Below are 25756 nucleotides of genomic sequence, written 5' to 3' on the forward strand. Positions count from 1 at the left end.
CTTCGGGCTAAGCTGCGGCATCCGCGCCTGCAAGGAATCAGCCGCATGCCACTCGCCCGCTGGGTACCCGGACTCGATAGCCTGCTCCACTACCGCCGCGCCTGGTTCCGTCCGGATGTCCAGGCCGGGCTGTCGGTAGCGGCGATCCAGATCCCCACCGCCATCGCCTACGCCCAGATCGCCGGCTTCCCGCCCCAGGTAGGCCTCTATGCGTGCATCCTGCCGATGCTGATCTACGCCCTGATCGGCAGCTCGCGGCAGTTGATGGTAGGCCCCGACGCGGCGACCGCGGCGATGGTCGCCGCCGCCATCACCCCGCTGGCGGCGGGCGATCCGCAGCGCCTGGTGGACCTGTCGATGATCGTCGCGATCATGGTCGGGCTGTTCTCCATCGTCGCCGGCCTGGCCCGCGCCGGGTTCATCGCCAGCTTCCTCTCGCGACCGATCCTGGTCGGCTACCTCAACGGCATCGGCCTGAGCCTGCTGGTCGGGCAACTGGGCAAGCTGTTCGGCTACGAGGCGGCGACCAGCGGCTTCGTCGCCGGCATCCTCGCGCTGCTGGAGAACCTGCTGCACATCCATTGGCCGACGCTGATCCTCGGCAGCCTCTCGCTCTTGCTGATGGTGCTGCTGCCGCGGCGCTTCCCGCAGTTGCCCGGGGCGCTCTGCGGCGTCCTCCTGGCCAGCCTCGCCGCGGCGCTGCTGGGCCTGGATCGCTACGGCGTGGAACTGCTTGGCGAGGTACCGGCCGGGCTGCCGCAACTGAGCTGGCCGCAGACCAGCCTGGAGGAACTGAAAAGCCTGCTGCGCGACGCCACCGGCATCACGGTGGTCAGCTTCTGCAGCGCCATGCTCACCGCACGCAGCTTCGCCGCCCGTCACGGCTACAGCATCAACCCCAACCACGAATTCGTCGCCCTCGGCCTGGCCAACATCGGCGCCGGGGTCTCCCAGGGCTTCGCCATCAGCGGCGCCGACTCACGCACCGCGGTGAACGACATGGTCGGCGGCAAGACCCAACTGGTCGGCGTGGTCGCCGCGCTGGTGATCGCCGCCACCCTGTTGCTGCTGAACAAGCCCCTGGGCTGGGTGCCGATGCCGGCGCTCGGTGCGGTCCTGTTGCTGGCCGGCTGGGGCCTGATCGACGTGCAGGCGCTGAAGGGCTTCTGGAAGCTCAGCCGCTTCGAGTTCAGCCTCTGCCTGCTGACCACCGTCGGCGTGCTCAGCGTCGGCGTGCTGCCGGGAATCTTCGTCGCCGTCAGCATCGCCGTACTGCGCCTGCTCTACTACACCTATCGCCCGAGCGACGCGGTGCTCGGCTGGATGCACGGCATCGACGGCCAGGTCGAGCTGGCCAAGTACCCGCAGGCCACCACTCTTCCCGGCCTGGTGATCTACCGCTTCGACGCCCCCCTGCTGTTCTTCAACGCCGACTACTTCAAGCAGCGGGTGCTTGCCGTGGTGGACGGCAGCGAGCGGCCGAATGCGGTGCTGCTCAACGCCGAAGCCATGACCAACCTCGACATCAGCGGCCTGGCCACCCTCCACGAGGTGCAACAGATCCTCAAGGCCCAGGGCGTGCACCTGTCGCTGGCGCGGGTGACCGGGCAGACGCTGGACCTGCTGCAACGCTCGAGCATGCTCGGCGAGATCAAGCCGCCGCTGGTGTTCAGCTCGGTGCGCTCCGGGGTCAGTGCCTATCGCTACTGGCTGCGCCAGCAGGAAAGACTCGCCGCCCAGGCCGCGGCTACAAGCGGAAATGCCTGACCATGCCCTGTAGTTCGCGGCCCAGCTCCGCCAGTTGTTCGCTGGACGAAGCCGTCGACTGCATGGCTTGGGCCGACTGATCGGCCACCTCGCGGATCGCCGTGACACTGCGGTTGATCTCCTCGGCGACCGCGCTCTGCTGCTCGGAGGCCGCGGCGATCTGCTGGTTCATCTGCTGGATCAGCGCCACCGCCGTGGCGATGTTGCCCAGCGCCGCCTCGGTCTGCAACGCGTCGTCGACGCTCTGGTCCACCAACTGGTGGCTGCGCTGCATACGCTGCACCGCCTGCTGCGTGCCATTCTGCAAGGCACCGATCAGGGTCTCGATCTCGGCCGTGGACTGTTGGGTGCGCCGCGCCAGCGCCCGCACCTCGTCGGCGACCACGGCGAAGCCTCGACCCTGGTCGCCGGCCCGCGCCGCCTCGATGGCGGCGTTCAGCGCCAGCAGGTTGGTCTGCTCGGCCACGCTCTTGATCACGTCCAGCACGCTGCCGATGCGCTGGCTGTCGGCGCTCAGCGCCTCGACGCTGGCGGTGGCCGCGCGCACCGCCTCGGCCAGTCGCTCGATCCGCTCCAGGGTCTGGCGTACCACCTCCTGGCCGACGCTGACCTTGCCGTCGGCGCTTTCCGCCGCCCCCGCGGCTTCCTCGGCGTTGTGCGCCACTTCATGGACGGTGGCGGCCATCTGGTTCATCGCCGTGGCCACCTGTTCGGTTTCCGCCCGCTGGCTGTCGATTCCCAGGCGGGTGCGCGTGGTAACGCCGGACAGCGCCTCGGAAGCGCCGGCAATCCGCCCGACGCCGTCCTGCAACTGGCTGACGATACCGCGCAGGCTGCCGGTCATGGCGCGCATCGCGGCCATCAGTTGGCCAACCTCGTCGCGCCGCTCGCTGTCGACCCGTACCGCAAGGTCGCCTTCGGCGATCCGCTGCGCCACACCCATCGCCTGGCGCAGCGGACGGACGATCAGCAGGCTGATGCCGAAGGCCGCGCCCAGGCCCACCAGCAGCGCCAGCACGGCGGCGCCGACGATCAGCAGGGAGTTTGTCCGCAGGCTGTGGAGCATGGCCTGCTGCTGCGCCTCCCAGCTACGGTCGACACGCGCCATCACCTGCCCGGCGCGCTCGCCCATGGCGGCGTACATCTGCCGCTCCTGGAGCTGACTGGCGCGGTACTCGGCGAGCTTGTCGGCGAAACCGCGGATATTGGTCAGCACGTCCTTGACCACCGACACGTAGGCATCGTCGGTGATCGCCTGCTCCAGCCGGGCTGCCAGCTCCAGCGCCTCGCGCAGCGATTTCGGCGGCCCCTCCTGCGCATCCGCGGCGCGCGCTTCGAGACGCGAGCGGGCCTCGTCCAGCCCCTGAAGGACCAGGCGATTGACCTGGGCGACCTGGGCCGCCTGCTGCAACAGCGGCTCGCCGTCGTGCCCCTGGCTCTCCTTCAGCGCATAGGCGCCATCCTCGGCCAGGCTGGACTGGAGGATATCGAGGCTGTTGGCGGCGCCGTTCAGCGACCAACTGGCGCTTTCCCAAGCCAATTGGCGTCCCTGGATGGACTGCTCGAAGCGGCCGAACGCTTCTAGGTATGCCGCCAGCACCTGCTCCACCTCGGCCATGCCAAGCGCCTGATCGGCGTCGCCGTCGGCCTTGAGCCGGCCCACCCGTTCAAGGGTCGCGGCCAGGCGCTGGCGCAAGCGCTCGGCGTCGCTCTTTTCCCCGTGCAGGGCAAAGTCCTTCTCGGCCTGGCGAACCTCCAGCACGTCGCGATTGATCGCGCTCATCTCCTGCAGGCGCGCGAAGCGCTGCCCCAGCGCATGCAGCGAGAGCACCGCGAGCGCGGCCACCAGCGCGGTCAATAGCAGGACCAGGGTAAAACCGATGGCCAGTTTCTTCGCCGTGCCGAGATCGGCCAGACGCCTGCGCAGCAACCCCAGCATGACTCCCCTCCCCCGTGACGCGCCGTCTGCGTGCGCATTTCCCGCTGTGTCGCGCGTTTTTCGCCGAACCTGAGCGGCCGGGCAAGGTAGTGGCACGATAATGGCCAGGAGAGATATGCGCAGGTCGTTTCCAGGATATCCGGGCTGACGTCGGTCGAGCGCGGAGCCATACTGGGCGCCCCATGGAAAAGGAGCTTGCCATGCGTCCCGTATTGCCGCTGTTGCTGTCGCTGAGTCTGTGCGCCCCCGCCCTGGCCGACTGGAGCGGCCCGATCGAGCAGCCGCTCTGGTCGTTGCCGGCGGCGCCGGGCCTGTCGCGCTGGCTGATCGTGCACAACCTGTCGAGCGCGGCGGCCGACGGCCTGTACCACGTCGAGGTCCTGGAGCGCCGCCAGGGCCAGCAGCCCTGGCAGTTCCAGCGCCTGGCCGCGCACCTGGCGCTGACCGAACAGGCGCTGCGCGCGAGTATCGTGGCGCCGCTGAAGCGCGGCGGGGTGTATCCGGAAAGCTACCAGTTCGCCTATCGCCAGTGGCAGGAACGCCAGGCCGCGGGCCAGGCGCCGGTGTGCCGGCGCACGGTCGACGAGTGCCTGCGGGCGCCGGACTGAGCCCGGCTACCTGGGCCGGATCATGCTGAACGTGTCGCGGGTATGGCTGTAGTGGCTGCCGCCCAGGCGACCGACCAGGTCGAGCCGGGCGCTATCCACATGGCGCTCGTCGGCCAGCACGGCATCGTCGACATGGGCCAGCAGCACGCGGGCGAAGATCAGGTGGCAATTGGGGTTCTCCGCCGGATACGGCTTGATCTCCGCCACCTCGCACTCGAAGGCCACCGCCGCCGCGGCGATCCGCGGCGGCGCCACGCGTACGCTGGACACGGTAGGGATGCCGACCGTCTCGATCTCGCTCACACCATGGGGCAGCCAGGCGGAGGTGGCGTTCATGGTCTCGGCCTGGGCGGCGCCGACCAGGTGGATCACCAACTGCCCGGTGGCCTGGACGTTGCGCAGGGTGTCCTTGAGGCTGCCGTCGTCGCGCAGGCTGACGTTGACCATCAGGGTCGGCGGCTCGTCGCTGATCACCTGGAAGAAGCTGAACGGGGCCAGGTTGCTGGCGCCCTCGGCGGACAGGGTCGAGACCCAGGCAATCGGTCGCGGGGTGACGGTGGAAGCCAACCAGCGATAGGCCTCGGCGGGAGCGATGGTGGTGAAGTCCAGTTGCATGGCGGTCTCGCGGAAATCGACGGAGGGGACGCCGATTATGCCGCAGCCCCGCAGCTCTCGCGACCGTCTGCGCCGCAGCCCTGCGCCACCTGGAGGCAGCGGCTAGACTTGCCCTACCCTCACCCAGGAGCCCTGCCATGAACTATCGAGGAAGCTGCCACTGCGGAACCATCGCCTACGAAGTCGAAGGCGACCTCGACCAGGTGATCCAGTGCAACTGTTCACTGTGCAGCCGGCGCGGCTGGCTGCTGTGGTTCGTCCCGCGCGACCGTCTGGCGCTGAAGACGCCGGCCAGCGCGATGCACACCTACACCTTCAACACCCACCGCCTGCAGCATCACTTCTGCCCCACCTGCGGCTGCGCGCCGTTCAGCGAAGGCATAGGTCCGGACGGCCAGGCGATGGCCGCGGTCAACGCGCGCTGCCTGGAGGACATCGACGCCAACGCGCTCCCGGTACAGCACTACGATGGCCGCAACGCCTGACGCTGGCGCAGGTAGCCGATCACCTCGGCCTGGTTGCCGCGGAACTCGACGCGGTCTTCCTTGCTCTGCCGCTGGAAGGCGTACATCGGGTCGTAGTACTCCTTGAGCAGCCCCTCGATCCAGCCGCGATGGGTATCCACCGAGCCGTCGCGGCCCTGCTCTTCCAGCGCCTGCACGAGGATCGCCGCCAGCCGCTGGTAGCGCTCGCCGCCGAGGCGCTTGACGATGCCGGCGAGGCTCTTCTGCAGGTAGGCGGAGAAGGCGGCGAAGCCCTCCTCCACGCCCACCACGCGCTCGAACTCGCTGCGCAGATCGATCACGTAGTCCCTGAGGATACGCTCGACACGCTGCTCGAAGGCATCCTCCAGCCAGACCAGCGGGTAGCTCTGCATACCCTGGTACAGCTCCAGCGGCAAGGAGCAGCTGCCGACGATCCGCCCCTCGTCCTCGAGGACGAACTGGCCGACGCCACGATGACGCTTTTTCAGGATGTCGATGGCCAGGCGGTTCTCGAAGTCGATCTGCGCCGGCTGCGGCGTGGCTCGCCGGCCAAAGCTGGAGCCGCGATGGTTGGCGTGGCCTTCGAGATCGAGGCTGTTGTCCAGCGCCGCGATCACCTCGGTCTTGCCGCAACCGGTGAGGCCGCCGACCAGCACGAAATCGCACTCGTCGACCGCCGCGCGGGTGGTTTCGAAAAGGAAGTTGCGCAACGCCTTGTAGCCGCCGATCACCCGTGGGTAGTCGATGCCGGCGTCCTGCTTCAGCCACTGCTGGACGATCTGCGAGCGCAGGCCGCCGCGGAAGCAATACAGGTAGCCGTTCGGGTTGGCTTCGGCGAAGGCTTTCCAGGCCGCCAGCCGTTCGGCCTTGAGCGCCCCGCAGACCAGTTCGTGGCCAAGGGCGATGGCGGCCTGCTGGCCGTGCTGCTTGTAGCTGGTGCCGACCTTCTGCCGCTCGATGTCGTTCATCAGCGGCCGGTTGACAGTGTTGGGAAAGGCGCCCTTGTGGTACTCCACCGGGGCGCGCACATCCATCAGGGGGATATCGTCGAGAAACAGTTCGCGGTAGTGCTGGGTGTTGTCGCGCATTACAGCACCTGTACCGCGAGACTCTGTCGCTCGACCAGCTCGCCGATCGGCGCCAGTTGCAGGCCGAGTTCCGCCGCCACGGCGAGGAACTCCGCCTCGCCTTCCGGAGCCACCGCCACCAGCAGGCCGCCGCTGGTCTGCGGATCGCAAAGCAACAGCTTCTGCACTTCCGGCAGTGGCGCGATGCGCTCGCCATAGCTGTCGAAGTTGCGCAGTGTGCCGCCAGGCACGCAGCCCTGCTCCAGGTAATATTCGGCACTGGCCAGGCGCGGTACCGCGGCGTACTCCACGCGTGCGGTGAGCTTGCTGCCGTCGGCCATTTCCACCAGGTGGCCGAGCAGGCCGAAACCGGTGACGTCGGTCATCGCCTTGACCCCCGCCAACCGGCCGAAGCGCGCGCCGGGCCTGTTCAGGGTGCACATCCAGTCACGCGCCACGCCGACGTCCTCGGCGCGCAGCCTGGCCTTCTTCTCGGCGGTGGTGAGGATGCCGATGCCCAGCGGCTTGGTCAGGTACAGCCTGCAGCCGGCCTCGGCGGTGTCGTTGCGTTTCATGAAGCGCTTCTCCACCACGCCGGTCACGGCCAGGCCGAAGATCGGCTCGGGGGCGTCGATGGAGTGTCCGCCGGCCAGCGGGATGCCGGCTTCCTCGCAGACCTTGCGGCCGCCGGCGATCACCTCGCGGGCGACTTCCGCGGCCAGCACGTTGACCGGCCAGCCGAGGATGGCGATGGCCATCAGCGGGTCGCCGCCCATGGCGTAGATATCGCTGATGGCGTTGGTCGCGGCGATACGGCCGAAGTCGAAGGGGTCGTCGACGATCGGCATGAAGAAATCGGTGGTGGAGACCACCCCGCGCTCCTCGTCGAGGGCGTAGACAGCCGCGTCGTCGCGCGAGGCGTTGCCGACCCAGAGCTTCGGATCGAGGTTCTGCGCGCCGCTGCCGGCGAGGATCACCTCCAGTACCTTGGGCGAAATCTTGCAGCCGCAGCCGGCGCCGTGGCTGTACTGGGTCAGGCGGATCGCCTCGCTCATCGGTGTACTCCCGTGGATGTCGGAAAAGTGCCCATTCTAGCAAAGCCGGCGCCGCCGCCAGAGGACCGATCGCCGCGCCCGGCTCAGCGCCCGGCGCGCGACTCGCGGATATAGAAGCGCGCCTTCTCGGCCTTGCTGGTGCAGCCCTCGTAGGCCTCGAACTGCTGCTGGGTCTTGGCCCCGGTGAGCAGGGTCAGGGCCTTCGAGTAGCTGACGGTGCCGGCGAAGCCTTCGGCCTTGGCCAGGTCGAGTTCCTTCCAGGCCGCGTCCAACTGGTCGGCGCAGTTCTCCCGGTAGGCGGTCTTGCCGGCGCAGCCGGCCAGGGTCAGGGCAAGGACGGGCAGAACGATCCAGGTTTTCATCGAACGATCTCCGGACAGGGAAAGGGCCGCGCATCGCCGCGACGCACTTGGCGGCGGCCGGGCGACACGCGTATCGTTTTCGCTTCGTCACGCAGTATTGGCAAGGGGTTGCAGATGAGCAAACAGGTCGCCCTGGTATTGGGCTCCGGCGGTGCGCGCGGCTACGCGCACATCGGCGTGATCGAGGAACTCGAGGCACGCGGCTATGAGATCACCTGCATCGCCGGTTGTTCCATGGGCTCGGTGATCGGCGGCATCTACGCCGCCGGCAAGCTGCGCGAGTACCGCGAGTGGGTGGAAAGCCTGGATTACCTCGACGTGCTGCGCCTGCTCGACGTCAGCTTCCGCCTCGGCGCGATCCGCGGCGAGCGGGTGTTCGGCAAGATCCACGAGATCCTCGGCGAGGTAAACATCGAGGACCTGTCGATTCCCTACACGGCGGTTGCCACCGACCTCACCAACCAGCAGGAAATCTGGTTCCAGGAAGGCTGCCTGCACCAGGCCATGCGCGCCTCGGCGGCAATCCCCAGCCTGTTCACACCGGTCATGCAGGGCAGCCGCATGCTGGTCGACGGCGGCCTGCTCAACCCGTTGCCGATCGTGCCGGTGGTGTCGGCCCACAGCGACCTGATCATCGCGGTCAATCTCAACGCCACCAACCAGAAGCAGTACCACCTGCCGGTGATCGAGCGTCCGGCCGCGCTCAAGGGGCGCTTCGACAGCATGATCGAGAGCCTCGGCCACAAACTCTCGTTCTTCCGCCGCCACGGCGACGACAATACCCCGCCGGAGCTGAGCGCCGACGCCCTGCTCCATCCGGTTCCGGCGGAATCCGAGGAGCCCGCCGAGCCGCAACTGCAACAGCCAGCCGCGGCGCCGCAAGGCAAGGACTCGCCGAAGTCGGCCAGCGGCACCACGGTGGTGGAAAGCAGCGGTCCGGCATCGCTGCTGGAACTGGTCAACCAGAGCTTCGAGGTGATGCAGACCTCGCTGGCGCAGTACAAGATCGCCGGCTACCCGCCGGACATCCTGATCAACGTGCCGAAGCGGGTCTGCCGCTTCTTCGAGTTCTACAAGGCGCCGGAACTGATCGCCCTCGGCCGGCAGATCGCCAGCGACACCCTGGACCGCTACGAGGAAGACAACGCCTGAGCCTCAGCGGCTGAACTCGAGGACCTCGTAGCCGCCGCGCCGTTCCGGGAACAGCAGGAGGAAGCCACCGGCGTGCGGGCGCAGCAGCGCGACCACGTCGGACTCAGCCGGCGCGCCGTGGGCCAGGCCACTGAAGGCCACCTGGGGCTCGTCGTTGACCGTGGCGCCGCCGAGGAACACGTAGCGCTGCGTGCCTTCGCGGAACAGGTAGCCGCTGACCCGCTGCGAACCGCTGGTCTTCTCCAGGAACAGGCCGCGGTCGGTACGCCGGATGCGGCACTGGAAGTTCGGATAGCGATAGATGCCGTACTGGTCGGCCTGGGTCGAGCGGCACTTCCAGTCGCCCAGCAGGCCTTTCTCGTCGACGGCGACGACGGGCTGCGCCAGGCTGAGTTCCAGTTGCTCCAGTTCCGGCAGGAATTCCTCGAAGGCACTGTCGTAGTAGCGCTTGTTGATGGCCTCGGCGTCCTGCTCGACGGCCAGCACGCTGCGCTGCTGCTGTTCGCTGGTGTAGCCACGCCAGTCCGGTTCGGCGGCGCCGGCATGCGCGCAGGCGGCGAGAACGGTGAGGCAGGCGAAGACACGGGAAACGGGGATCGGACGGGACATGGCGACCTTCCTGGCGAGTGGACCGGCGCATCCGGCGCCGGCAAGCGGTAGCCGCAGAACATAGCGCAGCGGCGCCGGGAATTCGAGCGCCGCCACGACGGGCGGCGGTTTCAGAAGATCGACCAGCCGATCCGCTCGCTGAGTTTCTCCAGCGCGGCGATACCCGCCAGCGAATTGCCCGCGGCGTTCAGTTCCGGCGACCAGACACAGACCGTGAAGCGCCCCGGCACTACCGCGATGATGCCGCCGCCGACACCGCTCTTGCCCGGCAGGCCGACCCGATAGGCAAAGTTGCCGGCCTCGTCGTAGAGCCCGCTGGTGGCCATGATCGCGTTGACCTGCTTGGTCTGCCGCTCGTTGAGTACCTGCTCGCCGCTGTGCTTGCAGAAGCCCTTGTCGGCGAGGAAGCAGAACGCCCGCGCCAGGTCGACGCAGCTCATGCGCAGCGCGCAATGATGGAAATAGCTGAGCAGCACCGCCTCGACGTCGTTGTGGAAGTTACCGAACGATTTCATCAGGTAGGCCGCCGCCGCGTTGCGCGAGCGGTGCTGGTACTCCGAGCGCGCCACCACCGAGTCCGACACCACTTCCGGGTTGCCGCACAGGCGCCGGACGAAATCGCGCATCGATTGCGCCGGCGCGGCGAAACGCGACTGGTTGATGTCACAGATCACCAGGGCGCCGGCATTGATGAACGGGTTGCGCGGCTTGCCGCGCTCGAACTCCAGCTGCACCAGGGAGTTGAAAGGCTGGCCGGAGGGCTCGTGGCCGAGGCGTTGCCAGATGTCCTCGCCGGAATGCTGGATCGCCTGGACCAGGCTGAACACCTTGGAAATGCTCTGGATGGAAAACGGCCGCAGGGCGTCGCCGGCATGGAACAGCTCGCCGTCGCGGCTGTACACGGCGATCCCCAGTTGGTTCGGCTCGACGCCGGCGAGCGCGGGAATGTAGTCGGCGACCTTGCCGCGCCCGATCAGCGGGCGGACTTCATCGAGAATCTCGTTCAACAGTTGCTGCATGATGACCTTCGTCGTGACACCGGGGCGCCGACCCGGCGCATCCGGGCCAGCGCGAATGCGCGGCATCATAGGCGATGAACGCGCGGGAGGCATGCCCCTCGCGCAGAATTGCGCTGCGCGTCAGCTGTCGCGCAGGCGATAGCCGACGCCCGCCTCGGTCACCAGGAAGCGCGGGCTGGCCGGATCGTCGCCGAGTTTCTGCCGCAGGTGGCCGACCACGACCCGCAGGTAATGGGTGTCTTCGACATGGGTCGGACCCCAGATATCCTTGAGCAGTTGCTGCTGGGTCACTACCCGTCCGAGATGGCGTGCCAGCGCGGCGAGCACTGCATACTCCTTGCGCGTCAGCGCCACTTCCGCACCCTCCAGGGTGACTCGGCGATAGGCGAAGTCCACCTGCAACGGGCCGACCGCCACCGACGCCTCCGGGCTTTCGCCCTGCGCCGCCTGGCGCAGCAGGACGCGCACGCGGGCGAGGAACTCCTGGATGCCGAACGGCTTGGTCACGTAGTCGTTGGCGCCGCCGTCCAGGGCCAGTACCTTCTCGCCCTCGCTGGCGCGCACCGACAGCACCAGCACCGGCACCTGCGACCATTCGCGCAGGTCGCGAAGGATGTCCTGGCCGTCGCGGTCCGGCAGGCCGAGGTCGAGCACCACCAGGTCCGGTCGGTTCAGCGCGGCCTGGGCCAGCCCCTCTTCGCCGGTGCCGGCCTCGAGCACCCGGTAGCCCTGGGCATTGAGACTGATACGGAGGAACTTGCGGATCTGCGGTTCGTCGTCGATCAGCAGGATGCTGTTCTGCAATTGGGTCATGGCACTCGGCACGGCAGGTGAACACGGCGACAGGCCAGCGGCGGCGTCGCGGAAACGGCAGGAATAGCGCGAGCGCGGGCGCCAGGCAAGTGCGCCGGGCTCATTCGTCGCCCTCCAGTTGCCCGAGGTCCGGCTGCGGATGCAGCGGCAGGTGCAGGATCAGCGTGGTGCCGCGACCGTCGAGGCCTTCGCCGACGCTGATGCGCCCGCCGTGGGCGCCGATCATGCCCTGGCAGATCGCCAGGCCCAGGCCGGTGCCCTGGCCACCGCGGTCGCCACGGGCAGCGGTGTAGAACATGTCGAAGATCTTCTCCCGCTCGGCCTCGGGAATCCCCGGCCCCTCGTCGCTCACCGCGAAACGCAGCTCGGCGGCATCCTGGCTGACCTCGATGCGCAACCGGCCGTGGTTCGGCGAGAAGCGCGCGGCATTTTCCAGCACGTTGATCAGCGCCTGCTCGATCAGCGCCGCATGCACGTAGAGCAACGGCAGGTCGTTGGCCACGATCGCCTGCACCCGGTACGGCGCCAGCACCGCGCGCAGGCGGTTCAGCGCGCTGCCAACGATGTCGCCCGGCGCCACCCAGTCGCGCGCCAGCTTCAGGCCACCGTGGCCGAGACGGGTCATGTCGAGCAGGTTCTGGATATAGCGGTCCAGTCGCTCGGCCTCGTCGCGGGTGCTTTCCAGCAGTTCGCGACGATCCGCCGGCGGGATCGCCTCACCCAGCGCCAGCAGGCTGTCGATGGAGCCGCGCATGGCCGTCAGCGGCGTGCGCAGGTCGTGGGACACCGAGGCGAGCAAGGCGCTGCGCAGTTGCTCGGTCTCGCCGTGCAGGCGCGCGGCCTCCAGGTCCTCGGCCAGGCGAGCCCGCGCCAGGGCCTGGGCCAGAGGCTGGCCGAGGGCGGCGAGCAGGCGCCGGCGCTGCGGGCTCAGCGGCTGGCCGTCCAGCGGCGCGACACCGAGCAGTGCCAGCGGTCCCTCTTCCGCCGACAGCGGCCACCACCACCAGCGTCCTCCGGGCAGCGTGCCAGTACCGAGGCCGGCCGGCTGGTCGTGGGCCCAGGCCCAGTCCGCGGCGACCCGTTCCTGGTCGGCGAGTTGCCGCTGCACGCCGGCCTCGGTCTTCCACTCGCCATTGACCTGACCGAGCAGGCAGACCTCGACGTCCTTCCAGTCGTCGAACTGCTGGGCGGCGGCGGCCAGCACCGCCTGGCGGTCGGTGGCGGCGGTGAGCTTGCGCGACAGCTCCAGCAGCAGGCTGGTTTCCTCCTGGGTATCGCGCAGCGCCTCCAGCTGGCGCCGCTGGCGTGCCGCCAGGTTGCCGGTGAGGCCGGCCATGAACAGGAAGAACGCCAGGCTCAGCAGGTCTTCGTGGCGATGGATGGCGAAGGAAAAATGCGGCGGGATGAACAGGAAGTCATAGGCCAGGAACGACGCCACCGCGCACAGCAGTGCCGGCATCAGGCTGCTGCGCACTGCCACCAGCAGCACCGCCATCAGGAACACCAGGGAGATGTTCGGCAGCTCCAGCAGGTGCGCCACGATCCAGGCCAGGCCGCTGGCCAGGGCGGTCGCCAGCAGCGCCAGCAGATAGTCGTTCCACACCACCGGATAGCGTGGCCGCGGTTCCGCCGGGCGTAGGTCGGCCTCGCTGTCCAGGGCACTGATCTCCAGGCCCTGGCCGTCGCGCAGCAGACGCCCGGCGAGACCACCGCCGAAGGCCCGGCGGTGCCAGCGGCGCCGCGACTGGCCAACCAGGACCAGGCTGGCGCGGCGCTCGCGGGCATGTTGCAGGAGGGTCCGCGCCACCTCGCCGGCGCGCAGCACGACGATCTCGCCGCCGAGCCGCTCGGCCAGTTGCTGCGCACCCTGCAGGCGCATCCGCGCCTGCTCGCCGCGCAAGCCGCCGGTATCGACGTGTACCACGCTCCAGGGCAGGTGCCGACGTTCGGCGACCCGGCAGGCGTGGCGCACCAGGCGTTCGGCCTGTTCGTCACCGTCGATGCCCACCAGCAGCCGCCCGCGCAACGCCGGCGCTTCCTCGCCGCGCTGGCGGTAGCGGTGGTTGAGGTCGGCGTCGACCCGCGCGGCGGCGGTCTGCATCGCCAGTTCACGCAGCGCGGTGAGGTTGGTCTGCGAGAAGAACGCATCGATCGCCGCCCGCGCCTGTTCCGGCACGTAGACCTTGCCCTCGCGCAGGCGCTCCAGCAGCTCGCGCGGCGGCAGGTCGATGAGGACGATCTCGTAGGCCTCCTGCAACACCCAGTCCGGCACCGTCTCGCGGACCTGCACGCCGGTGATGTCGCGGACCTGGTCGTTGAGGCTCTCCAGGTGCTGGACGTTGACCGTTGTGTAGACGTCGATTCCCGCCGCCAGCAACTCCTGGATGTCCTGCCAGCGCTTGGCGTGGCGGCTGCCGGGAACGTTGCTGTGGGCCAGTTCGTCGACCAGGGCCAGCGCCGGCGGGTCGGCGAGGAGACCGTCGAGGTCCATTTCCTGCAGTTTCATCCCTCGATACTCGAGGCTGCGCAGCGGCTGCTGCGGCACGCCTGCGAGGAGGGACTCGGTTTCCGCCCGCGAGTGGGTCTCGACCACCCCGGCGCGCAGTTTCACGCCCTGGCGCAACTGGGCCTGGGCGGCCTGCAGCATGGCGAAGGTCTTGCCCACCCCCGGCGCCGCGCCGAGAAAGACTTTCAGGCGGCCGCGCCCGTCAGCGGGCAGGTCGGCCAGCAGCGCGTCGGCGCGTGCGGTGTCGGTCATGGATCGGTCGTACTCCGTTGCTCTGCGCCGCGCAGGGCGGACGATCGCCGGCGATCATCCGCCGATGCGGCGATATTGCAAGCCCTTGCGTGGGTCTCTGGGGAAACCTAGCGCTTCAACCCCGCCAGCGCCATGTTCAGCGCCAGCACGTTGACCACCGCCGGCCCCACCAGCGGCCGCTCGGTGTGGCCTTCCACCAGGTCTTCCACCAGCCGCAGCGGCAGCCCGCGCGCCGTGGCCACCCGCAGCGCCTGGTAACGCGCGGCCTGCGGCGGCAGCTGCGGATCGAGTCCGCTACCGGAGGTAGTGACCAGCGCCAGCGGCACCGGCCCCTGGTCGGCGATACGCTCCTGGGCGGCGTCCCTGGCGATGCGCTCGGCCAGTGCCGGGTTGCTCGGCGCCAGGTTGCTCGCGGCACTGGAAACGGTGGCGTAGTCGCCCGCCGAAGGCCGCGAATGGAACCACTCCTCGCCGTCGAACTTCTGCGCGATCAGCCGCGAGCCGAGCACCTTGCCCTCGGCGTCGCGCAGCAGGCTGCCATTGGCCTGCTCGGGGAACGCCAGTTGGGCGATACCGGTGACCAGCAGCGGATAGGCCACGCCGGTGACCATGCTCAGCACCAGCAGTGACGCCAGTGCCGGACGGAGTTGCTTGAACATGTGCAGATCCTCTCTTCAGTCCCAGGCCCTCGCCCGACGGCGAGGGCCGTTGTTCATGCCAGGCCGACGGCGGTCAGCAGCAGGTCGATCGCCTTGATCCCGAGGAACGGCGCCACCAGGCCGCCGACGCCATAGATCAGCAGGTTGCGCTGCAGCAGTTGCGAAGCGTCCGCCGCCTGCACCCGCACGCCGCGCAAGGCCAATGGGATCAACGCGACGATGATCAGCGCGTTGAACACGATGGCCGACAGGATCGCGCTCTGCGGGCTTTGCAGGCGCATCACGTTGAGCACGTCGAGCTGCGGGTAGATGCCGACGAACAGCGCCGGCAGGATGGCGAAGTACTTGGCCACGTCGTTGGCGATGGAAAAGGTGGTCAGCGCGCCGCGGGTGACCAGCAACTCCTTGCCCACCTGGACCACGTCGAGCAGCTTGGTCGGGTCGCTGTCCAGGTCGACCAGGTTGGCCGCCTCGCGGGCGGCCTGGGTGCCATCGTTCATGGCCATGCCGACGTCGGCCTGGGCCAGCGCCGGGGCGTCGTTGGCACCGTCACCGCACATCGCCACCAGGCGACCTTCGCCCTGCTCCTGGCGAATCCGCGCCAGTTTCTTCTCCGGGGTAGCCTCGGCGATCACGTCGTCGACCCCAGCCTCGGCGGCGATGGCAGCGGCGGTCAGCGGGTTGTCGCCGGTCACCATTACGGTGCGGATGCCCAGCCGGCGCAGTTCGGCGAAGCGCTCGCGAATGCCCGGCTTGACCACGTCCTTCAGGTGAATGGCGCCGAGCAGCCGGCCGTTGGCTACCACCAGCAGCGGGGTGCCGCCGCTCTGGGCGATCTTGTCCACCTCCCGCGAAAGCACCTCGGGCATCTTCTCCCGCGGCAGGTCGATGAAGCGCAGCGCCGCATCCACCGCCCCCTTGCGGTACACCTGGCCGTTCCAGTCGACCCCGGACAGGCGGGTTTCCGCGCTGAAGGCGATCGGCGTCAGCTCCTCGCGGCGCGGCTCCTCGATCGGATGCAGGATGCGCAGGTATTCGACGATCGACTTGCCTTCCGGGGTGTCGTCGGCCAGCGAGGCCAGCAACGCGCCCTCGGCCAGTTCCTTGCCGCTCACCCCCGGCGCGGCGTACAGCGCGCTGCAGCGGCGGTTGCCGAAGGTGATGGTGCCGGTCTTGTCGAGCAGCAGCACGTGGACGTCGCCGGCCGCCTCCACCGCGCGACCGGACTTGGCGATCACGTTCAGGCGCACCAGGCGGTCCATGCCGGCGATGCCGATGGCCGAGAGCAGGCCGCCGATGGTGGTCGGGATCAGCGTCACCAGCAGCGCCACCAGGAACACCAGCGGCAGGTTGCCGCCGGCGAACAGGGCGAACGGCTTGAGGGTCACCACTACCAGCAGGAAGATCAGGGTCAGGCCGATCAGCAGGATGTCCAGCGCCACTTCGTTGGGGGTCTTCTGCCGCTTGGCGCCTTCCACCAGGGCGATCATCCGGTCCAGGGTCGACTCGCCCGGGTTGGCGCCGATCCGTACCAGCAGCCAGTCGGACACCACCTGGGTGTTGCCGGTCACCGCCGAGCGATCGCCGCCGGACTCGCGGATCACCGGCGCCGATTCGCCGGTGATGGCGGCCTCGTTGACCGCCGCCACCCCTTCGATGACTTCGCCGTCGCCGGGAATCATCTCGCCGGCCTGGACCCGTACCACATCGCCCTTGCGCAGGCTGCTGGCAACGACGCTCTCGAAACTGCCGTCGGCGCGCCGCTTATTGGCGGAGAGGCCCTGGCTGCCGGCCTTGAGACTGTCCGCGCGGGCCTTGCCACGCCCCTCGGCGAGCGCTTCGGCGAAATTGGCGAAGAGCACGGTGAACCACAGCCAGAGGGCGATCTGCAGCGCCACCGAGGTCGGCACCGCCTGGTCGGGGACGAAGCACAGCAAGGTGGTGAGCACGGCGGTCAGTTCGACCACCAGCATCACCGGCGAGCGCAGCAACTGGCGCGGGTCGAGCTTGACGAAGGCTTGCAGCAGCGCCGGCCGCCACAAGGCGGCGAGGCTGGTGGACGCGTTGTGGCGACGTTCGAGCGATTTGTGCAAGGCGTTCTTGGACGCCTGGGTCTGAGCGTTCATGTGCGATTCCTTCAGAAGCCGAGGCTCAGTTGTTCAGCGATCGGGCCGAGGGCCAGGGTCGGCAGGAAAGTCAGGCCGCCGACCAGCAGGATGGTCACGGTGAGCAGGCTGACGAACAGCGGACCATGGGTCGGGAAACTGTTCGGCCCCACCGGGCTGGCCTTCTTCGCCGCCAGGCTGCCGGCGATGGCGAGGATCGGCAGGATGTAGCCGAAGCGGCCGATGAGCATGGCCAGGCCGATCATCAGGTTGTGGAACGGCGTGTTGGCACCGAAACCGGCAAACGCCGAGCCGTTGTTGGCGCTCCCCGAGGTGTAGGCGTAGAGCAGTTGGCTGAAGCCGTGCGGGCCGGGATTGGTCACCGCCGAGGCCGGCCCCGGCAGGCTGGCGGCGATGGCGCCGAGCACCAGCACGCCGACAGGCATCACCAGCAGGGTGAAGACCAGCAGGCGGACCTCCTTCGCCTCGAGTTTCTTGCCCAGGTACTCCGGCGTCCGCCCGACCATCAGGCCGGCGAGGAACACCGCGATCAGGACGAACAGCAGCATGCCGTAGAGGCCGGCGCCGACGCCGCCGAAGATCACCTCGCCGAGCATCATGTTCAGCAGCGGCAGCATGCCACCCAGGGGGCTCAGGCTGTCGTGCATGGCGTTCACCGAGCCGTTCGAGGCGGCGGTGGTGGTGATCGCCCAGAGCATGCTGGCGGCGGTGCCGAAGCGACTCTCCTTGCCCTCCATCGGCGCGCCCTGCTCGATCGGCAACTGCGCCAGCGCCGGGTTCGGCTGGTATTCGGCCCACAGCGACAGGCCCAGGCCGAGGCAGAACAGCAGCAGCATGCAGCCGAGGATCGCGCGGCTCTGGCGCAGGTCCTTCACGTAATGGCCGAAGGTGAATACCAGCGCCGCCGGGATCAGGATGATCGAGGCCACTTCGAACAGGTTGCTCCAGGCGCTCGGGTTCTCGAACGGATGGGTCGAGTTGACGCCGAAGAAGCCGCCGCCATTGGTGCCCAGCTGCTTGATGGCGATCTGGCTGGCCGCCGGGCCGAGCGGGATGGTCTGCTCGGCGCCTTGCAAGGTGGTGGCATGGACATAGTCGAAGAAGGTCTGCGGCACACCCTGCCAGACCAGCAGCAACGCCAGCAGCAGGCACAGCGGCAGCAGCACGTAGAGGGTGCCGCGGGTCAGGTCGACCCAGAAGTTGCCCAGCTGTCGTGTGGAGCGGCGGCTGATGCCGCGCGCCAGGGCCACCAGCACGCAGAGGCCGACCGCCGCGCTGACGAAGTTCTGCACCGTGAGGCCGACCATCTGGCTGAAGTAGCTCAGCGAGGCCTCGCCGCTGTAGGCCTGCCAGTTGGTGTTGGTGACGAAACTGACCGCGGTGTTGAACGCCAGTGTCCATTCCAGGCCCGGCAGGTGCTGCGGGTTCAGCGGCAGGCTGCCCTGCAGCATGAGGATCGAGAACAGCAGGACCAGGCCGGCCAGGTTGAATGCCAGCAGCGCCAGGGTGTAGGTCTTCCAGTCCTGCTCGCTCGCCGGATCGACGCCGAACAGGCGATAGCAGACGCGCTCCAGTGGCGCCAGCGGCGCGCTGAGGAGATTGCGTTGGCCTTCCATCACCTTGAAGCAGTAGCGCCCGAGGAACGGTGCAGGCACCAGGACCAGGGCGAAAAAGGCCAGGATCAAGAGAATCTCGTGGCTGTTCATGTGCCCTCCCCTAGGCACGGTCGGCGCGTAGCAGCGCCACCAGCAAATAGACGAACAGTCCCGTGGCCAGGGCCAGGGACAACCAATCCAGAACGGTCATGTGTGCGATCTCTCCTTCGAGCGGCCTCTGCCGCTTGAGGGAAAGTCTCCGCAAAGGGGGCGTAAAGAAGCGATTCAGGGCCGCGTCGGACGGCATAAAGAAAGCGTAAAGAGTGGCGCGGACAGCGCCTGGGACAGCAACCGGCCGGGGACTGCGCCACGGCCGGTGACAAGGCGAAGGATCGACGCTAGCCCTGGGCGGCGCGGATCATGTTGCGGGCGATCAGCAGTTGCTGGATCTGCGTGGTGCCCTCGTAGATGCGGAACAGCCGCACGTCGCGATAGAAGCGCTCGATCCCGTAGTCGCCGATATAGCCGGCGCCGCCGAAGATCTGCACCGCGCGGTCGGCGACGCGGCCGCACATTTCCGAGGCGAACAGCTTGGCGCAGGACGCCTCGGTACCGACATCGCGGCCTTCGTCGCGCTGCCGCGCGGCGTCGATGACCATGCAGCGCGCCGCGTAGGCTTCGGCCTTGCTGTCGGCAAGCATCGCCTGGATCAACTGGAACTCGGCGATCGGCTGGCCGAACTGCTTGCGTTCCAGGGCATAGCGCAACGCATCCTCGAGCATCCGCTCGGCGACCCCCACACAGACTGCGGCGATGTGCAGGCGGCCCTTGTCGAGCACCTTCATCGCGGTCTTGAAGCCGACGCCCTCGACCCCGCCGATCAACTGACTGGCAGGCACCCGGCAGTCGTCGAAGATCACGTCACAGGTATGCGCGCCCTTCTGTCCCATCTTGCGATCCGGCTTGCCCAGGGACAGCCCGGGCGTACCGCGCTCGACGACGAAAGCGGAGATTCCGCCGGCGCCACGGATCGCCGGGTCGGTGCGCGCCATCACGGTGTAGATGCCGGCCTGCGGGGCGTTGGTGATGAAGCGCTTGGTACCGTTGAGCACGTAGTGCTCGCCGTCACGCACCGCCGTGGTCTTCAGCGAGGCGGCGTCGGAACCGGAGTCCGGTTCGGTGAGGCAGAACGAACTGAGCAGTTCGCCCGACGCCAGGCGCGGCAGGTAGCGCCGCTTCTGTTCTTCGGTGCCGTCGATGACGATGCCCTGGGAGCCGATGCCGTTGTTGGTGCCCAGCAGCGAACGGAACGCTGGCGAGGTCCGCCCCAGCTCGAAGGCGATGCTCACCTCTTCCTCCATGGTCACCCCGAGGCCGCCGTAGGCCTCCGGGATCGACAGGCCGAACAGGCCCATCTCGCGCATGCGGGCGATGATCGCCTCGGGAATGCGGTCGGTTTCCGCCACTTCCTGCTCATGAGGCACCAGGCTTTCGCGGACGAACTGGCGGATGCTGTCCAGCAGCAGGTTCAGGGTTTCCGGATCACGAATCATGCTCACTCCAATAGGCCCCTAGGCCGGTTGCCATGATTCCGTCACCGGCCTCGGTCAGCGGGTGGCGGCCTCGATGTTGTGGACCATGTGCAGCAGGCGCGGGCCGATGTCGTCCTCCAGTTTCTCGCGCTTGAGATGGAAACTCGGCCCGCCGCAATTGAACGCCAGTAGCCCATGGCTCTCATGGTGCAAGGCCACGCCCACCGCGTTGACGTCGCGTTGCCACTCGCCGAGCGACAGGCAGAAGCCGTAGTCGGCATAGTCGCGGAAGGCCCGCTCCAGCCCCTTGCGCACTTCCGGCCAGTCTTCCGGGTGGCGCTTGCGGATGTGCCCGAGGATGAACTCCCGCTCGTCCTCCGGCATCGCCGCCAGGCAGGCCCGACCGATCGCGCTGCGGTGCAGCGAGAGGTGGCTGCCGACCTGGCGACGCATGGTCAGGTTGGCCTCGCCATGCACCACGTCGAGGTAGACCATGCTCAGCCGGTCGCGGGCCGCCATGGCCACCGCGGCCTTGGCGTAGCCGGCCATCTCTTCCATCAAAGGGCGGGCGAGCGCGCGAATCGACAGGTTCGAGAGCATCGCGTAGCCGAACGACATCACCCCCACTTCCAATTGATACTTGCCGCTATGCGGCAGGTGACGCAGATAGCCCAGCCGGGTCAGGGTGTGGGTCAGACGCGACACCGTCGGCTTCGGCAGGCCGGTCTTCTTCGCCAGTTCCTGGTTGCCCAGCAGGCTTTCCCGTGGTGTGAAACAGCGCAGCAATTCCAACCCGCGGGCCAGCGCGGTGACGAACTGGCGGTCCTTGAGTTCCTCGTCTTTCTCCTGCATCGGGTCGATCAGCACAGCTTCGAAGGCGGACACTTCCGCTTCCGTACTGGCACCTTCCGCCGGACTCCGGCGCTCGTCGTTGCCGCGCATAGTAGGGACCTCTTTTTCAAAAAATCAATAAAACAAAATCATATTTCGCATAGCGAAACTAATAGAAGAACCCATGCACTTTCAACAACGAAAATAAAATCCTTTTAAAACAGTAAATTGTATAAGTAGATCGTCCAAAATCCGACGCGAGTATTTACAACGCCCCGGCTGGCGCTGATTATTTTCGATAAATCATGAAACTATATTTCGCATAGCGAAATATCAATTCATCGGAGCTTCCATGTCCGCCGATCCTTCGCCCGTGGTCCTGCTCGAATTTCCCGCAGCCGATATCGCCCTGCTTCGCCTCAATCGTCCGCAAGCCAGGAACGCGCTGAACGACGAAGTGCGCCAGCGCCTCGCCAGCCACTTCCAGACGCTCGGCGCGGATCCGGCGATCCGCGTCATCGTGCTCACCGGCGACTCGCGCTGCTTTGCAGCTGGCGCCGATCTCCGCGATCTCTCGACGAGCACGGCGATCGGCCTGTACGGCCGCCACGGCGAGCGCTACTGGGAAGCCATCGCGCGCTGCCCGAAGCCGGTGATCGCCGCGGTCAACGGCTTCGCCCTGGGCGGCGGCTGCGAACTGGCGATGCATTGCGACCTGATCGTCGCCGGCGAGTCGGCACAGTTCGCCCAGCCGGAGATCAAGGTCGGGGTGATGCCGGGTGCCGGCGGCACCCAGCGCCTGGTACGGGCGGTGGGCAAGTTCCAGGCGCTGCGCATGCTGTTCACCGGCTGCCTGGTGAAGGCTCCGCAAGCGCTGGCCATGGGCCTGGTCAGCGAAGTGGTGGCGGACGAGTCGACGCTGGCGCGCGCCCTGGAACTGGCCACGGAGATCGCCCGCCTGCCCCCTCTGGCGCTGGCGCAGATCAAGGAGGTGGTCCTGGCCGGTGCCGACCTGCCGCTGGACAGTGCCCTGGCCCTGGAACGCAAGGCGTTCCAGTTGCTGTTCGACTCGCAGGACCAGAAGGAAGGCATGCAGGCCTTCCTGGAGAAACGCCCGCCGAACTACCAGGGGAAATAGACGATGCCCGATATTCGTTGTATCGCCGTGGTCGGTACCGGTGCGATGGGCACCGGGATCGCCCAGATCGCCGCCCAGGCCGGCCTGACTGTGTGGCTGTTCGACAGCCGCGCCGAGGCCGCCGCCGAGGCACGCCAGCGCCTGCGGCAGACCTTCGAGAGCCTGTGCGGCAAAGGCAAGCTGAGCGCCGCCGACGCCGCGGCCGCGCAAAACCGGCTGCGGGTGGCGGAACGCCTGGAACAACTGGGCGACTGCGAACTGGTGGTGGAGGCCATCGTCGAGCGCCTGGAGGCCAAGCAGGAATTGCTGCGCCGGCTGGAAGCCATAGTCGCGCCGGAGACCATCCTCGCCAGCAATACCTCGTCGTTGTCGATCACCGCCATCGCCGCCGCCTGCGAGCGGCCGCAGCGGGTCGCCGGCTTTCACTTCTTCAACCCGGTGCCGCTGATGCGCGTGGTCGAGGTGGTCGACGGCCTGGCCAGCGCTCCGGAAGTCGGCGACGCCCTGCTCGCCCTCGCCGCGCGCCTGGGCCACCGCGGCGTACGGACCAAGGACAGCCCCGGCTTCATCGTCAACCATGCCGGCCGCGCCTATGGCACCGAGGCCCTGCGCATCCTCGGCGAAGGCGTCGCCGAATGCGCCGAGATCGACCGTGTGCTGCGCGAGTGTGCCGGCTTCCGCATGGGGCCGTTCGAACTGCTCGATCTTACCGGCCTCGACGTGTCGCACCCGGTAATGGAATCGATCTACCAGCAGTACTACCAGGAACCGCGCTACCGCCCGCACCCGCTGACCCGCCAGTTGCTCGCCGCCGGCCGTCTCGGGCGCAAGAGCGGCCAGGGCTTCTATCGCTACGTCGACGGCCAGCCGCAGGACAAGCCCGGTCCGCAACCGGTGCCGCAGGCCGCCATCCGGCCCCCGGTGTGGCTGGGCTGCGAAAACGAGGACGACCGCCGCACGCTCGCCGAACTGCTGCATCGCCTCGGCGTCGAGCCGGAAACCGGCGAACGCCCTTCCGCCGCAGCGCTCTGCCTGCTGGCCGCCTGGGGCGAGGACCTGAGCAGCGCCGTGCAGCGCTTCGCCTGTCCCGCCGAGCGCAGCGTCGGCATCGACCTGCTCTGCGACCTCGAGCGCCGGCGCTGCCTGATGCTCTCGCCACTGACTACCCCGGCCATGCGCGACGCCGCCCACGCGCTACTGGCTGGCGACGGCGTCGGGGTCACGGTGCTGCGCGACAGTCCCGGCTTCGTCGTCCAGCGGGTACTGGCGATGATCGTCAACCTCGCCTGCGACATCGCCCAGCAGGGCATTGCCAGCGTCGAGGATATCGACCAGGCGGTGCACCTCGGCCTCGGCTATCCCCACGGCCCGCTGGAATGGGGCGACCGCCTCGGCCCGCGGCGCCTGCTGAGCATTCTCCAGCGCTTGCAGACGCTTACCGGTGACCCGCGCTACCGGCCCAGTCCCTGGCTGCGCCGACGAGCGCAACTGGGCATGTCCCTGCGCGCCGGCGAAACCGCCGCCGTAGGCTGACGCATCGGCGACCTGGCGGCGCAGCGTCATGCGTCTCGCCGCCAGGCCAACGCTTTTTCCCCGAGCGACGCTTTCCGGGCTTGCAGCTGCCGAGGTATCCTGCGCGCAAATTCATCCGATGATTGGATGTTTCTTCCGAGACCATTCCCCTCAAGCGCTCCCTGGTGGACATCGCCCTGGAGCAGATCCGCCAGCGCATCGACGCCGGCCATTGGCCGCTCGGCCAGCGCCTGCCGCCGGAGCCGGAACTCGCCGAGCTGCTCGGCATGAGCCGCAACACCGTGCGCGAAGCGGTGCGGGTGCTGACCTTCTCCGGCGTGCTGGAAGTCCGCCAGGGCGACGGCACCTACGTGCGCGCCTGCGCCGATCCGCTGGAAACCATGCTGGTGCTGGCGCGCAGCGCGGTGCAGCACTCCCTGGAGGCACGCGGGATGATCGAGATCGAGGCGGCGCGCCTGGCAGCCGTTCGCCGCGACGACAGCGACCTGAGCGCATTGCGCGAACATCTCGACGCTTCGCGCCAGCGCTACGGCAGCGCCGACCTGCAGGACTACATCGAGCACGACGTCCGCTTCCACCAACGGATGGTCGATGCCGCCCACAATCCGGTGCTCAGCGAACTCTACCGCTACTTCTCGCAGGTCATCCGGACCTCGCTGGAACGCACCATGGCCGACCCACAAAGGGCCCAGCCCTGCTTCGAGCTGCACCAGCAACTGCTCGATGCCATAGAACGCGGAGACCCGGACGCTGCCGCCGCGGCCAACCGCGCACTGCTGATCTGAACCCGGGACAGACCCATGACTCACGCCTTGAATGCCCGGCCGGGAGCGCACCCCGGCCATCCTCCGGAAGAACTGCTGATCGATGCCGAAGTCGACGACGAACCAGCCCCGCCGGCGCCGCCGCTACGCCCCTGGCTGCTCCTGCTGGGCCTGGTGCTGGTGGCGCTGAACCTGCGCCCGGCGCTGTCCAGCCTCGCCCCCCTGCTCAACCAGGTACGCGACGATACCGGCCTCTCGGCCGCCGCCGCCGGCCTGCTGACCACCGCGCCGGTACTCTGCCTGGGGTTGTTCGCGCCGCTCGCGCCGCGCCTGGCCCGGCGTATCGGCGCCGAACGCAGCGTGCTGCTGATCCTCTTCTGCCTGGCCGGCGGCATCGTCCTGCGCAGCCTGTTCCCGGTGTTCGGCCTGTTCGCCGGCAGCGTCCTGGCCGGCGCCAGCATCGGCATCATCGGCGTGCTCCTGCCGGGCATCGTCAAACGCGACTTCCCGCGCCAGGCCGGGGTGATGACCGGGGTCTACACCATGGCCCTGTGCCTGGGCGCAGCGCTCGCCGCCGGCGCTACCGCGCCGCTGGAGAAGCTCTTCGGCAACTGGGAACTGGCGCTGGCGTTCTGGTCGCTGCCGGCGATCCTCGCCGCCGCCTTCTGGCTGCCGCAGACCCGCCAGGGCCAGCACGCCCATCGCCAGGCCTTCCGTGTCATCGGCCTGTGGCGCGACCCGCTGGCCTGGCAGGTCACGCTGTACATGGGCCTGCAATCGTCCCTGGCCTACATCGTCTTCGGTTGGCTGCCGTCGATCCTGATCGACCGCGGCATGACTGCGGTAGAAGCCGGCCTGGTGCTGTCCGGCTCGGTGATGCTGCAACTGATCACCGCCCTGCTCGCGCCCTGGCTCGCCGCTCGCGCCAGGGACCAGCGCCTGGCGGTGGTGCTGGTGATGGCGACCACCCTCGCCGGCCTGCTCGGCTTCCTCTATGCGCCGCTGCAGACCATCTGGGGCTGGGCGGTCCTGCTCGGCCTCGGCCAGGGCGGTACCTTCAGCATCGCCCTGGCGCTGATCGTCCTGCGCTCGCGCGACGCCCACGTCGCCTCGCATCTGTCGGGCATGGCCCAGGGCGTCGGCTACACCCTGGCGGCCATGGGGCCGTTCATGGTCGGCGTGGTCCACGACCTGACCGGCGGCTGGAACGCGGTCGGCTATATCTTCATCGGCGTCGCCATCGCCGCCACCCTGTTCGGCCTCGGCGCCGGGCGCAGCCAGTACGTGGGGGCCCGCAGCGAACACCTGTAGCCCCGCAGACGCAAAAAG

The 25756-nt window shown here is 68.2% G+C and carries 23 protein-coding genes; 8 read left to right on the forward strand and 15 right to left on the reverse strand.

Going from position 1 to position 25756, the window contains the following annotated elements; translation table 11 throughout:
• Nucleotides 1-45 precede the first annotated feature (45 nt).
• Entirely contained in the window at nt 46-1767 is a 1722-nt protein-coding gene (locus AC1RB9_RS17335) for a SulP family inorganic anion transporter (RefSeq protein ID WP_003097828.1), read from the forward strand.
• On the opposite strand, the gene AC1RB9_RS17340 is transcribed toward AC1RB9_RS17335, so the two are convergent.
• Nucleotides 1748-3706, reverse strand: a complete 1959-nt coding sequence (locus AC1RB9_RS17340) for a methyl-accepting chemotaxis protein (protein WP_003114601.1) — start codon at nt 3704-3706, stop codon at nt 1748-1750. The two genes, AC1RB9_RS17335 and AC1RB9_RS17340, sit on opposite strands and share 20 nt — an antisense overlap.
• 200 nt (nt 3707-3906) lie before the next feature.
• Here AC1RB9_RS17340 and AC1RB9_RS17345 point away from each other — a divergent pair, with 200 nt between their 5' ends.
• The gene (locus AC1RB9_RS17345; RefSeq protein ID WP_003087555.1) at nt 3907-4314 is read left to right on the forward strand and encodes a DUF5086 domain-containing protein; all 408 of its coding nucleotides are present in this window, start codon (nt 3907-3909) and stop codon (nt 4312-4314) included.
• Nucleotides 4315-4320: 6 nt separating this feature from the next.
• Here AC1RB9_RS17345 and AC1RB9_RS17350 read toward each other — a convergent pair whose 3' ends face one another.
• Nucleotides 4321-4929, reverse strand: a complete 609-nt coding sequence (locus tag AC1RB9_RS17350; protein WP_003097831.1) for a flavin reductase family protein — start codon at nt 4927-4929, stop codon at nt 4321-4323.
• Between the two features lie 137 nt (nt 4930-5066).
• Between AC1RB9_RS17350 and AC1RB9_RS17355 the strand changes: the two genes are divergently transcribed.
• Entirely contained in the window at nt 5067-5414 is a 348-nt protein-coding gene (locus tag AC1RB9_RS17355; RefSeq protein ID WP_003114600.1) for a GFA family protein, read from the forward strand.
• Here the strand turns inward: AC1RB9_RS17355 and mnmH are convergent.
• From mnmH to AC1RB9_RS17370, 3 genes are all read right to left on the reverse strand, one after another.
• The gene (gene mnmH, locus AC1RB9_RS17360; RefSeq protein ID WP_003449961.1) at nt 5393-6502 is read right to left on the reverse strand and encodes a tRNA 2-selenouridine(34) synthase MnmH; all 1110 of its coding nucleotides are present in this window, start codon (nt 6500-6502) and stop codon (nt 5393-5395) included. The two genes, AC1RB9_RS17355 and mnmH, sit on opposite strands and share 22 nt — an antisense overlap.
• Nucleotides 6502-7536, reverse strand: coding sequence for a selenide, water dikinase SelD (selD, locus tag AC1RB9_RS17365; protein WP_003087546.1), 1035 nt, complete (start codon nt 7534-7536; stop codon nt 6502-6504). The genes mnmH and selD overlap by 1 nt, the downstream gene beginning before the upstream one ends.
• Nucleotides 7537-7619: 83 nt before the next feature.
• Nucleotides 7620-7898, reverse strand: coding sequence for a hypothetical protein (locus AC1RB9_RS17370; protein ID WP_003097836.1), 279 nt, complete (start codon nt 7896-7898; stop codon nt 7620-7622).
• Between the two features lie 114 nt (nt 7899-8012).
• On the opposite strand from AC1RB9_RS17370, the gene AC1RB9_RS17375 reads away from it, so the two are divergent.
• Entirely contained in the window at nt 8013-9050 is a 1038-nt protein-coding gene (locus tag AC1RB9_RS17375) for a patatin-like phospholipase family protein (protein ID WP_003087542.1), read from the forward strand.
• Between the two features lie 3 nt (nt 9051-9053).
• Here the strand turns inward: AC1RB9_RS17375 and AC1RB9_RS17380 are convergent, their stop codons facing one another.
• The 10 genes from AC1RB9_RS17380 to AC1RB9_RS17425 all read right to left on the reverse strand — a co-directional run bounded on the left by AC1RB9_RS17380 (nt 9054) and on the right by AC1RB9_RS17425 (nt 21103).
• A complete protein-coding gene (locus AC1RB9_RS17380; protein WP_003097837.1) occupies nt 9054-9659 on the reverse strand; it encodes a DUF4893 domain-containing protein in 606 nt (201 codons plus the stop codon).
• Nucleotides 9660-9769: 110 nt separating this feature from the next.
• Nucleotides 9770-10678, reverse strand: coding sequence for a glutaminase B (glsB, locus tag AC1RB9_RS17385; protein WP_003087537.1), 909 nt, complete (start codon nt 10676-10678; stop codon nt 9770-9772).
• 120 nt (nt 10679-10798) lie between these two features.
• Entirely contained in the window at nt 10799-11491 is a 693-nt protein-coding gene (locus AC1RB9_RS17390; RefSeq protein ID WP_003114598.1) for a response regulator, read from the reverse strand.
• Nucleotides 11492-11591: 100 nt separating this feature from the next.
• The gene (locus tag AC1RB9_RS17395; RefSeq protein ID WP_003449960.1) at nt 11592-14249 is read right to left on the reverse strand and encodes a sensor histidine kinase; all 2658 of its coding nucleotides are present in this window, start codon (nt 14247-14249) and stop codon (nt 11592-11594) included.
• 107 nt (nt 14250-14356) lie between these two features.
• Nucleotides 14357-14908: a potassium-transporting ATPase subunit KdpC gene (gene kdpC, locus AC1RB9_RS17400; RefSeq protein ID WP_003449959.1), complete on the reverse strand. Its 552-nt coding sequence runs from the start codon at nt 14906-14908 to the stop codon at nt 14357-14359.
• 53 nt (nt 14909-14961) lie between these two features.
• A complete protein-coding gene (kdpB, locus tag AC1RB9_RS17405; protein WP_003097844.1) occupies nt 14962-17034 on the reverse strand; it encodes a potassium-transporting ATPase subunit KdpB in 2073 nt (690 codons plus the stop codon).
• Nucleotides 17035-17045: 11 nt separating this feature from the next.
• The gene (gene kdpA / locus AC1RB9_RS17410; protein WP_003097846.1) at nt 17046-18740 is read right to left on the reverse strand and encodes a potassium-transporting ATPase subunit KdpA; all 1695 of its coding nucleotides are present in this window, start codon (nt 18738-18740) and stop codon (nt 17046-17048) included.
• Between the two features lie 10 nt (nt 18741-18750).
• Nucleotides 18751-18840, reverse strand: a complete 90-nt coding sequence (locus AC1RB9_RS17415) for a K(+)-transporting ATPase subunit F (RefSeq protein ID WP_003097848.1) — start codon at nt 18838-18840, stop codon at nt 18751-18753.
• Nucleotides 18841-19027: 187 nt separating this feature from the next.
• The gene (locus AC1RB9_RS17420; protein ID WP_003097850.1) at nt 19028-20182 is read right to left on the reverse strand and encodes an acyl-CoA dehydrogenase family protein; all 1155 of its coding nucleotides are present in this window, start codon (nt 20180-20182) and stop codon (nt 19028-19030) included.
• A 54-nt stretch (nt 20183-20236) separates the two neighbouring features.
• Nucleotides 20237-21103, reverse strand: coding sequence for an IclR family transcriptional regulator (locus AC1RB9_RS17425; protein ID WP_003097851.1), 867 nt, complete (start codon nt 21101-21103; stop codon nt 20237-20239).
• Between the two features lie 241 nt (nt 21104-21344).
• Between AC1RB9_RS17425 and AC1RB9_RS17430 the strand changes: the two genes are divergently transcribed.
• From AC1RB9_RS17430 to AC1RB9_RS17445, 4 genes are all read left to right on the forward strand, one after another.
• Nucleotides 21345-22130, forward strand: a complete 786-nt coding sequence (locus AC1RB9_RS17430) for an enoyl-CoA hydratase (protein ID WP_003449957.1) — start codon at nt 21345-21347, stop codon at nt 22128-22130.
• Between the two features lie 3 nt (nt 22131-22133).
• Complete coding sequence (locus tag AC1RB9_RS17435) at nt 22134-23663, forward strand: 3-hydroxyacyl-CoA dehydrogenase (RefSeq protein WP_003449952.1); 1530 nt, start codon at nt 22134-22136, stop codon at nt 23661-23663.
• 122 nt (nt 23664-23785) lie between these two features.
• Nucleotides 23786-24448: a FadR/GntR family transcriptional regulator gene (locus AC1RB9_RS17440; protein ID WP_003449950.1), complete on the forward strand. Its 663-nt coding sequence runs from the start codon at nt 23786-23788 to the stop codon at nt 24446-24448.
• 15 nt (nt 24449-24463) lie between these two features.
• Nucleotides 24464-25738: a CynX/NimT family MFS transporter gene (locus tag AC1RB9_RS17445; RefSeq protein ID WP_003097859.1), complete on the forward strand. Its 1275-nt coding sequence runs from the start codon at nt 24464-24466 to the stop codon at nt 25736-25738.
• Nucleotides 25739-25756 lie beyond the last annotated feature (18 nt).

This window comes from Pseudomonas sp. 20-5, from assembly GCF_056782835.1.

Bases quoted from the DNA above. Each gene is read 5' to 3' on its own strand.
- AC1RB9_RS17335 (WP_003097828.1), top strand. From the start codon at position 46: ATGCCACTCGCCCGCTGGGTACCCGGACTCGATAGCCTGCTCCACTAC.
- AC1RB9_RS17340 (WP_003114601.1), bottom strand. From the start codon at position 3,706: ATGCTGGGGTTGCTGCGCAGGCGTCTGGCCGATCTCGGCACGGCGAAG.
- AC1RB9_RS17345 (WP_003087555.1), top strand. From the start codon at position 3,907: ATGCGTCCCGTATTGCCGCTGTTGCTGTCGCTGAGTCTGTGCGCCCCC.
- AC1RB9_RS17350 (WP_003097831.1), bottom strand. From the start codon at position 4,929: ATGCAACTGGACTTCACCACCATCGCTCCCGCCGAGGCCTATCGCTGG.
- AC1RB9_RS17355 (WP_003114600.1), top strand. From the start codon at position 5,067: ATGAACTATCGAGGAAGCTGCCACTGCGGAACCATCGCCTACGAAGTC.
- mnmH (WP_003449961.1), bottom strand. From the start codon at position 6,502: ATGCGCGACAACACCCAGCACTACCGCGAACTGTTTCTCGACGATATC.
- selD (WP_003087546.1), bottom strand. From the start codon at position 7,536: ATGAGCGAGGCGATCCGCCTGACCCAGTACAGCCACGGCGCCGGCTGC.
- AC1RB9_RS17370 (WP_003097836.1), bottom strand. From the start codon at position 7,898: ATGAAAACCTGGATCGTTCTGCCCGTCCTTGCCCTGACCCTGGCCGGC.
- AC1RB9_RS17375 (WP_003087542.1), top strand. From the start codon at position 8,013: ATGAGCAAACAGGTCGCCCTGGTATTGGGCTCCGGCGGTGCGCGCGGC.
- AC1RB9_RS17380 (WP_003097837.1), bottom strand. From the start codon at position 9,659: ATGTCCCGTCCGATCCCCGTTTCCCGTGTCTTCGCCTGCCTCACCGTT.
- glsB (WP_003087537.1), bottom strand. From the start codon at position 10,678: ATGCAGCAACTGTTGAACGAGATTCTCGATGAAGTCCGCCCGCTGATC.
- AC1RB9_RS17390 (WP_003114598.1), bottom strand. From the start codon at position 11,491: ATGACCCAATTGCAGAACAGCATCCTGCTGATCGACGACGAACCGCAG.
- AC1RB9_RS17395 (WP_003449960.1), bottom strand. From the start codon at position 14,249: ATGACCGACACCGCACGCGCCGACGCGCTGCTGGCCGACCTGCCCGCT.
- kdpC (WP_003449959.1), bottom strand. From the start codon at position 14,908: ATGTTCAAGCAACTCCGTCCGGCACTGGCGTCACTGCTGGTGCTGAGC.
- kdpB (WP_003097844.1), bottom strand. From the start codon at position 17,034: ATGAACGCTCAGACCCAGGCGTCCAAGAACGCCTTGCACAAATCGCTC.
- kdpA (WP_003097846.1), bottom strand. From the start codon at position 18,740: ATGAACAGCCACGAGATTCTCTTGATCCTGGCCTTTTTCGCCCTGGTC.
- AC1RB9_RS17415 (WP_003097848.1), bottom strand. From the start codon at position 18,840: ATGACCGTTCTGGATTGGTTGTCCCTGGCCCTGGCCACGGGACTGTTC.
- AC1RB9_RS17420 (WP_003097850.1), bottom strand. From the start codon at position 20,182: ATGATTCGTGATCCGGAAACCCTGAACCTGCTGCTGGACAGCATCCGC.
- AC1RB9_RS17425 (WP_003097851.1), bottom strand. From the start codon at position 21,103: ATGCGCGGCAACGACGAGCGCCGGAGTCCGGCGGAAGGTGCCAGTACG.
- AC1RB9_RS17430 (WP_003449957.1), top strand. From the start codon at position 21,345: ATGTCCGCCGATCCTTCGCCCGTGGTCCTGCTCGAATTTCCCGCAGCC.
- AC1RB9_RS17435 (WP_003449952.1), top strand. From the start codon at position 22,134: ATGCCCGATATTCGTTGTATCGCCGTGGTCGGTACCGGTGCGATGGGC.
- AC1RB9_RS17445 (WP_003097859.1), top strand. From the start codon at position 24,464: ATGACTCACGCCTTGAATGCCCGGCCGGGAGCGCACCCCGGCCATCCT.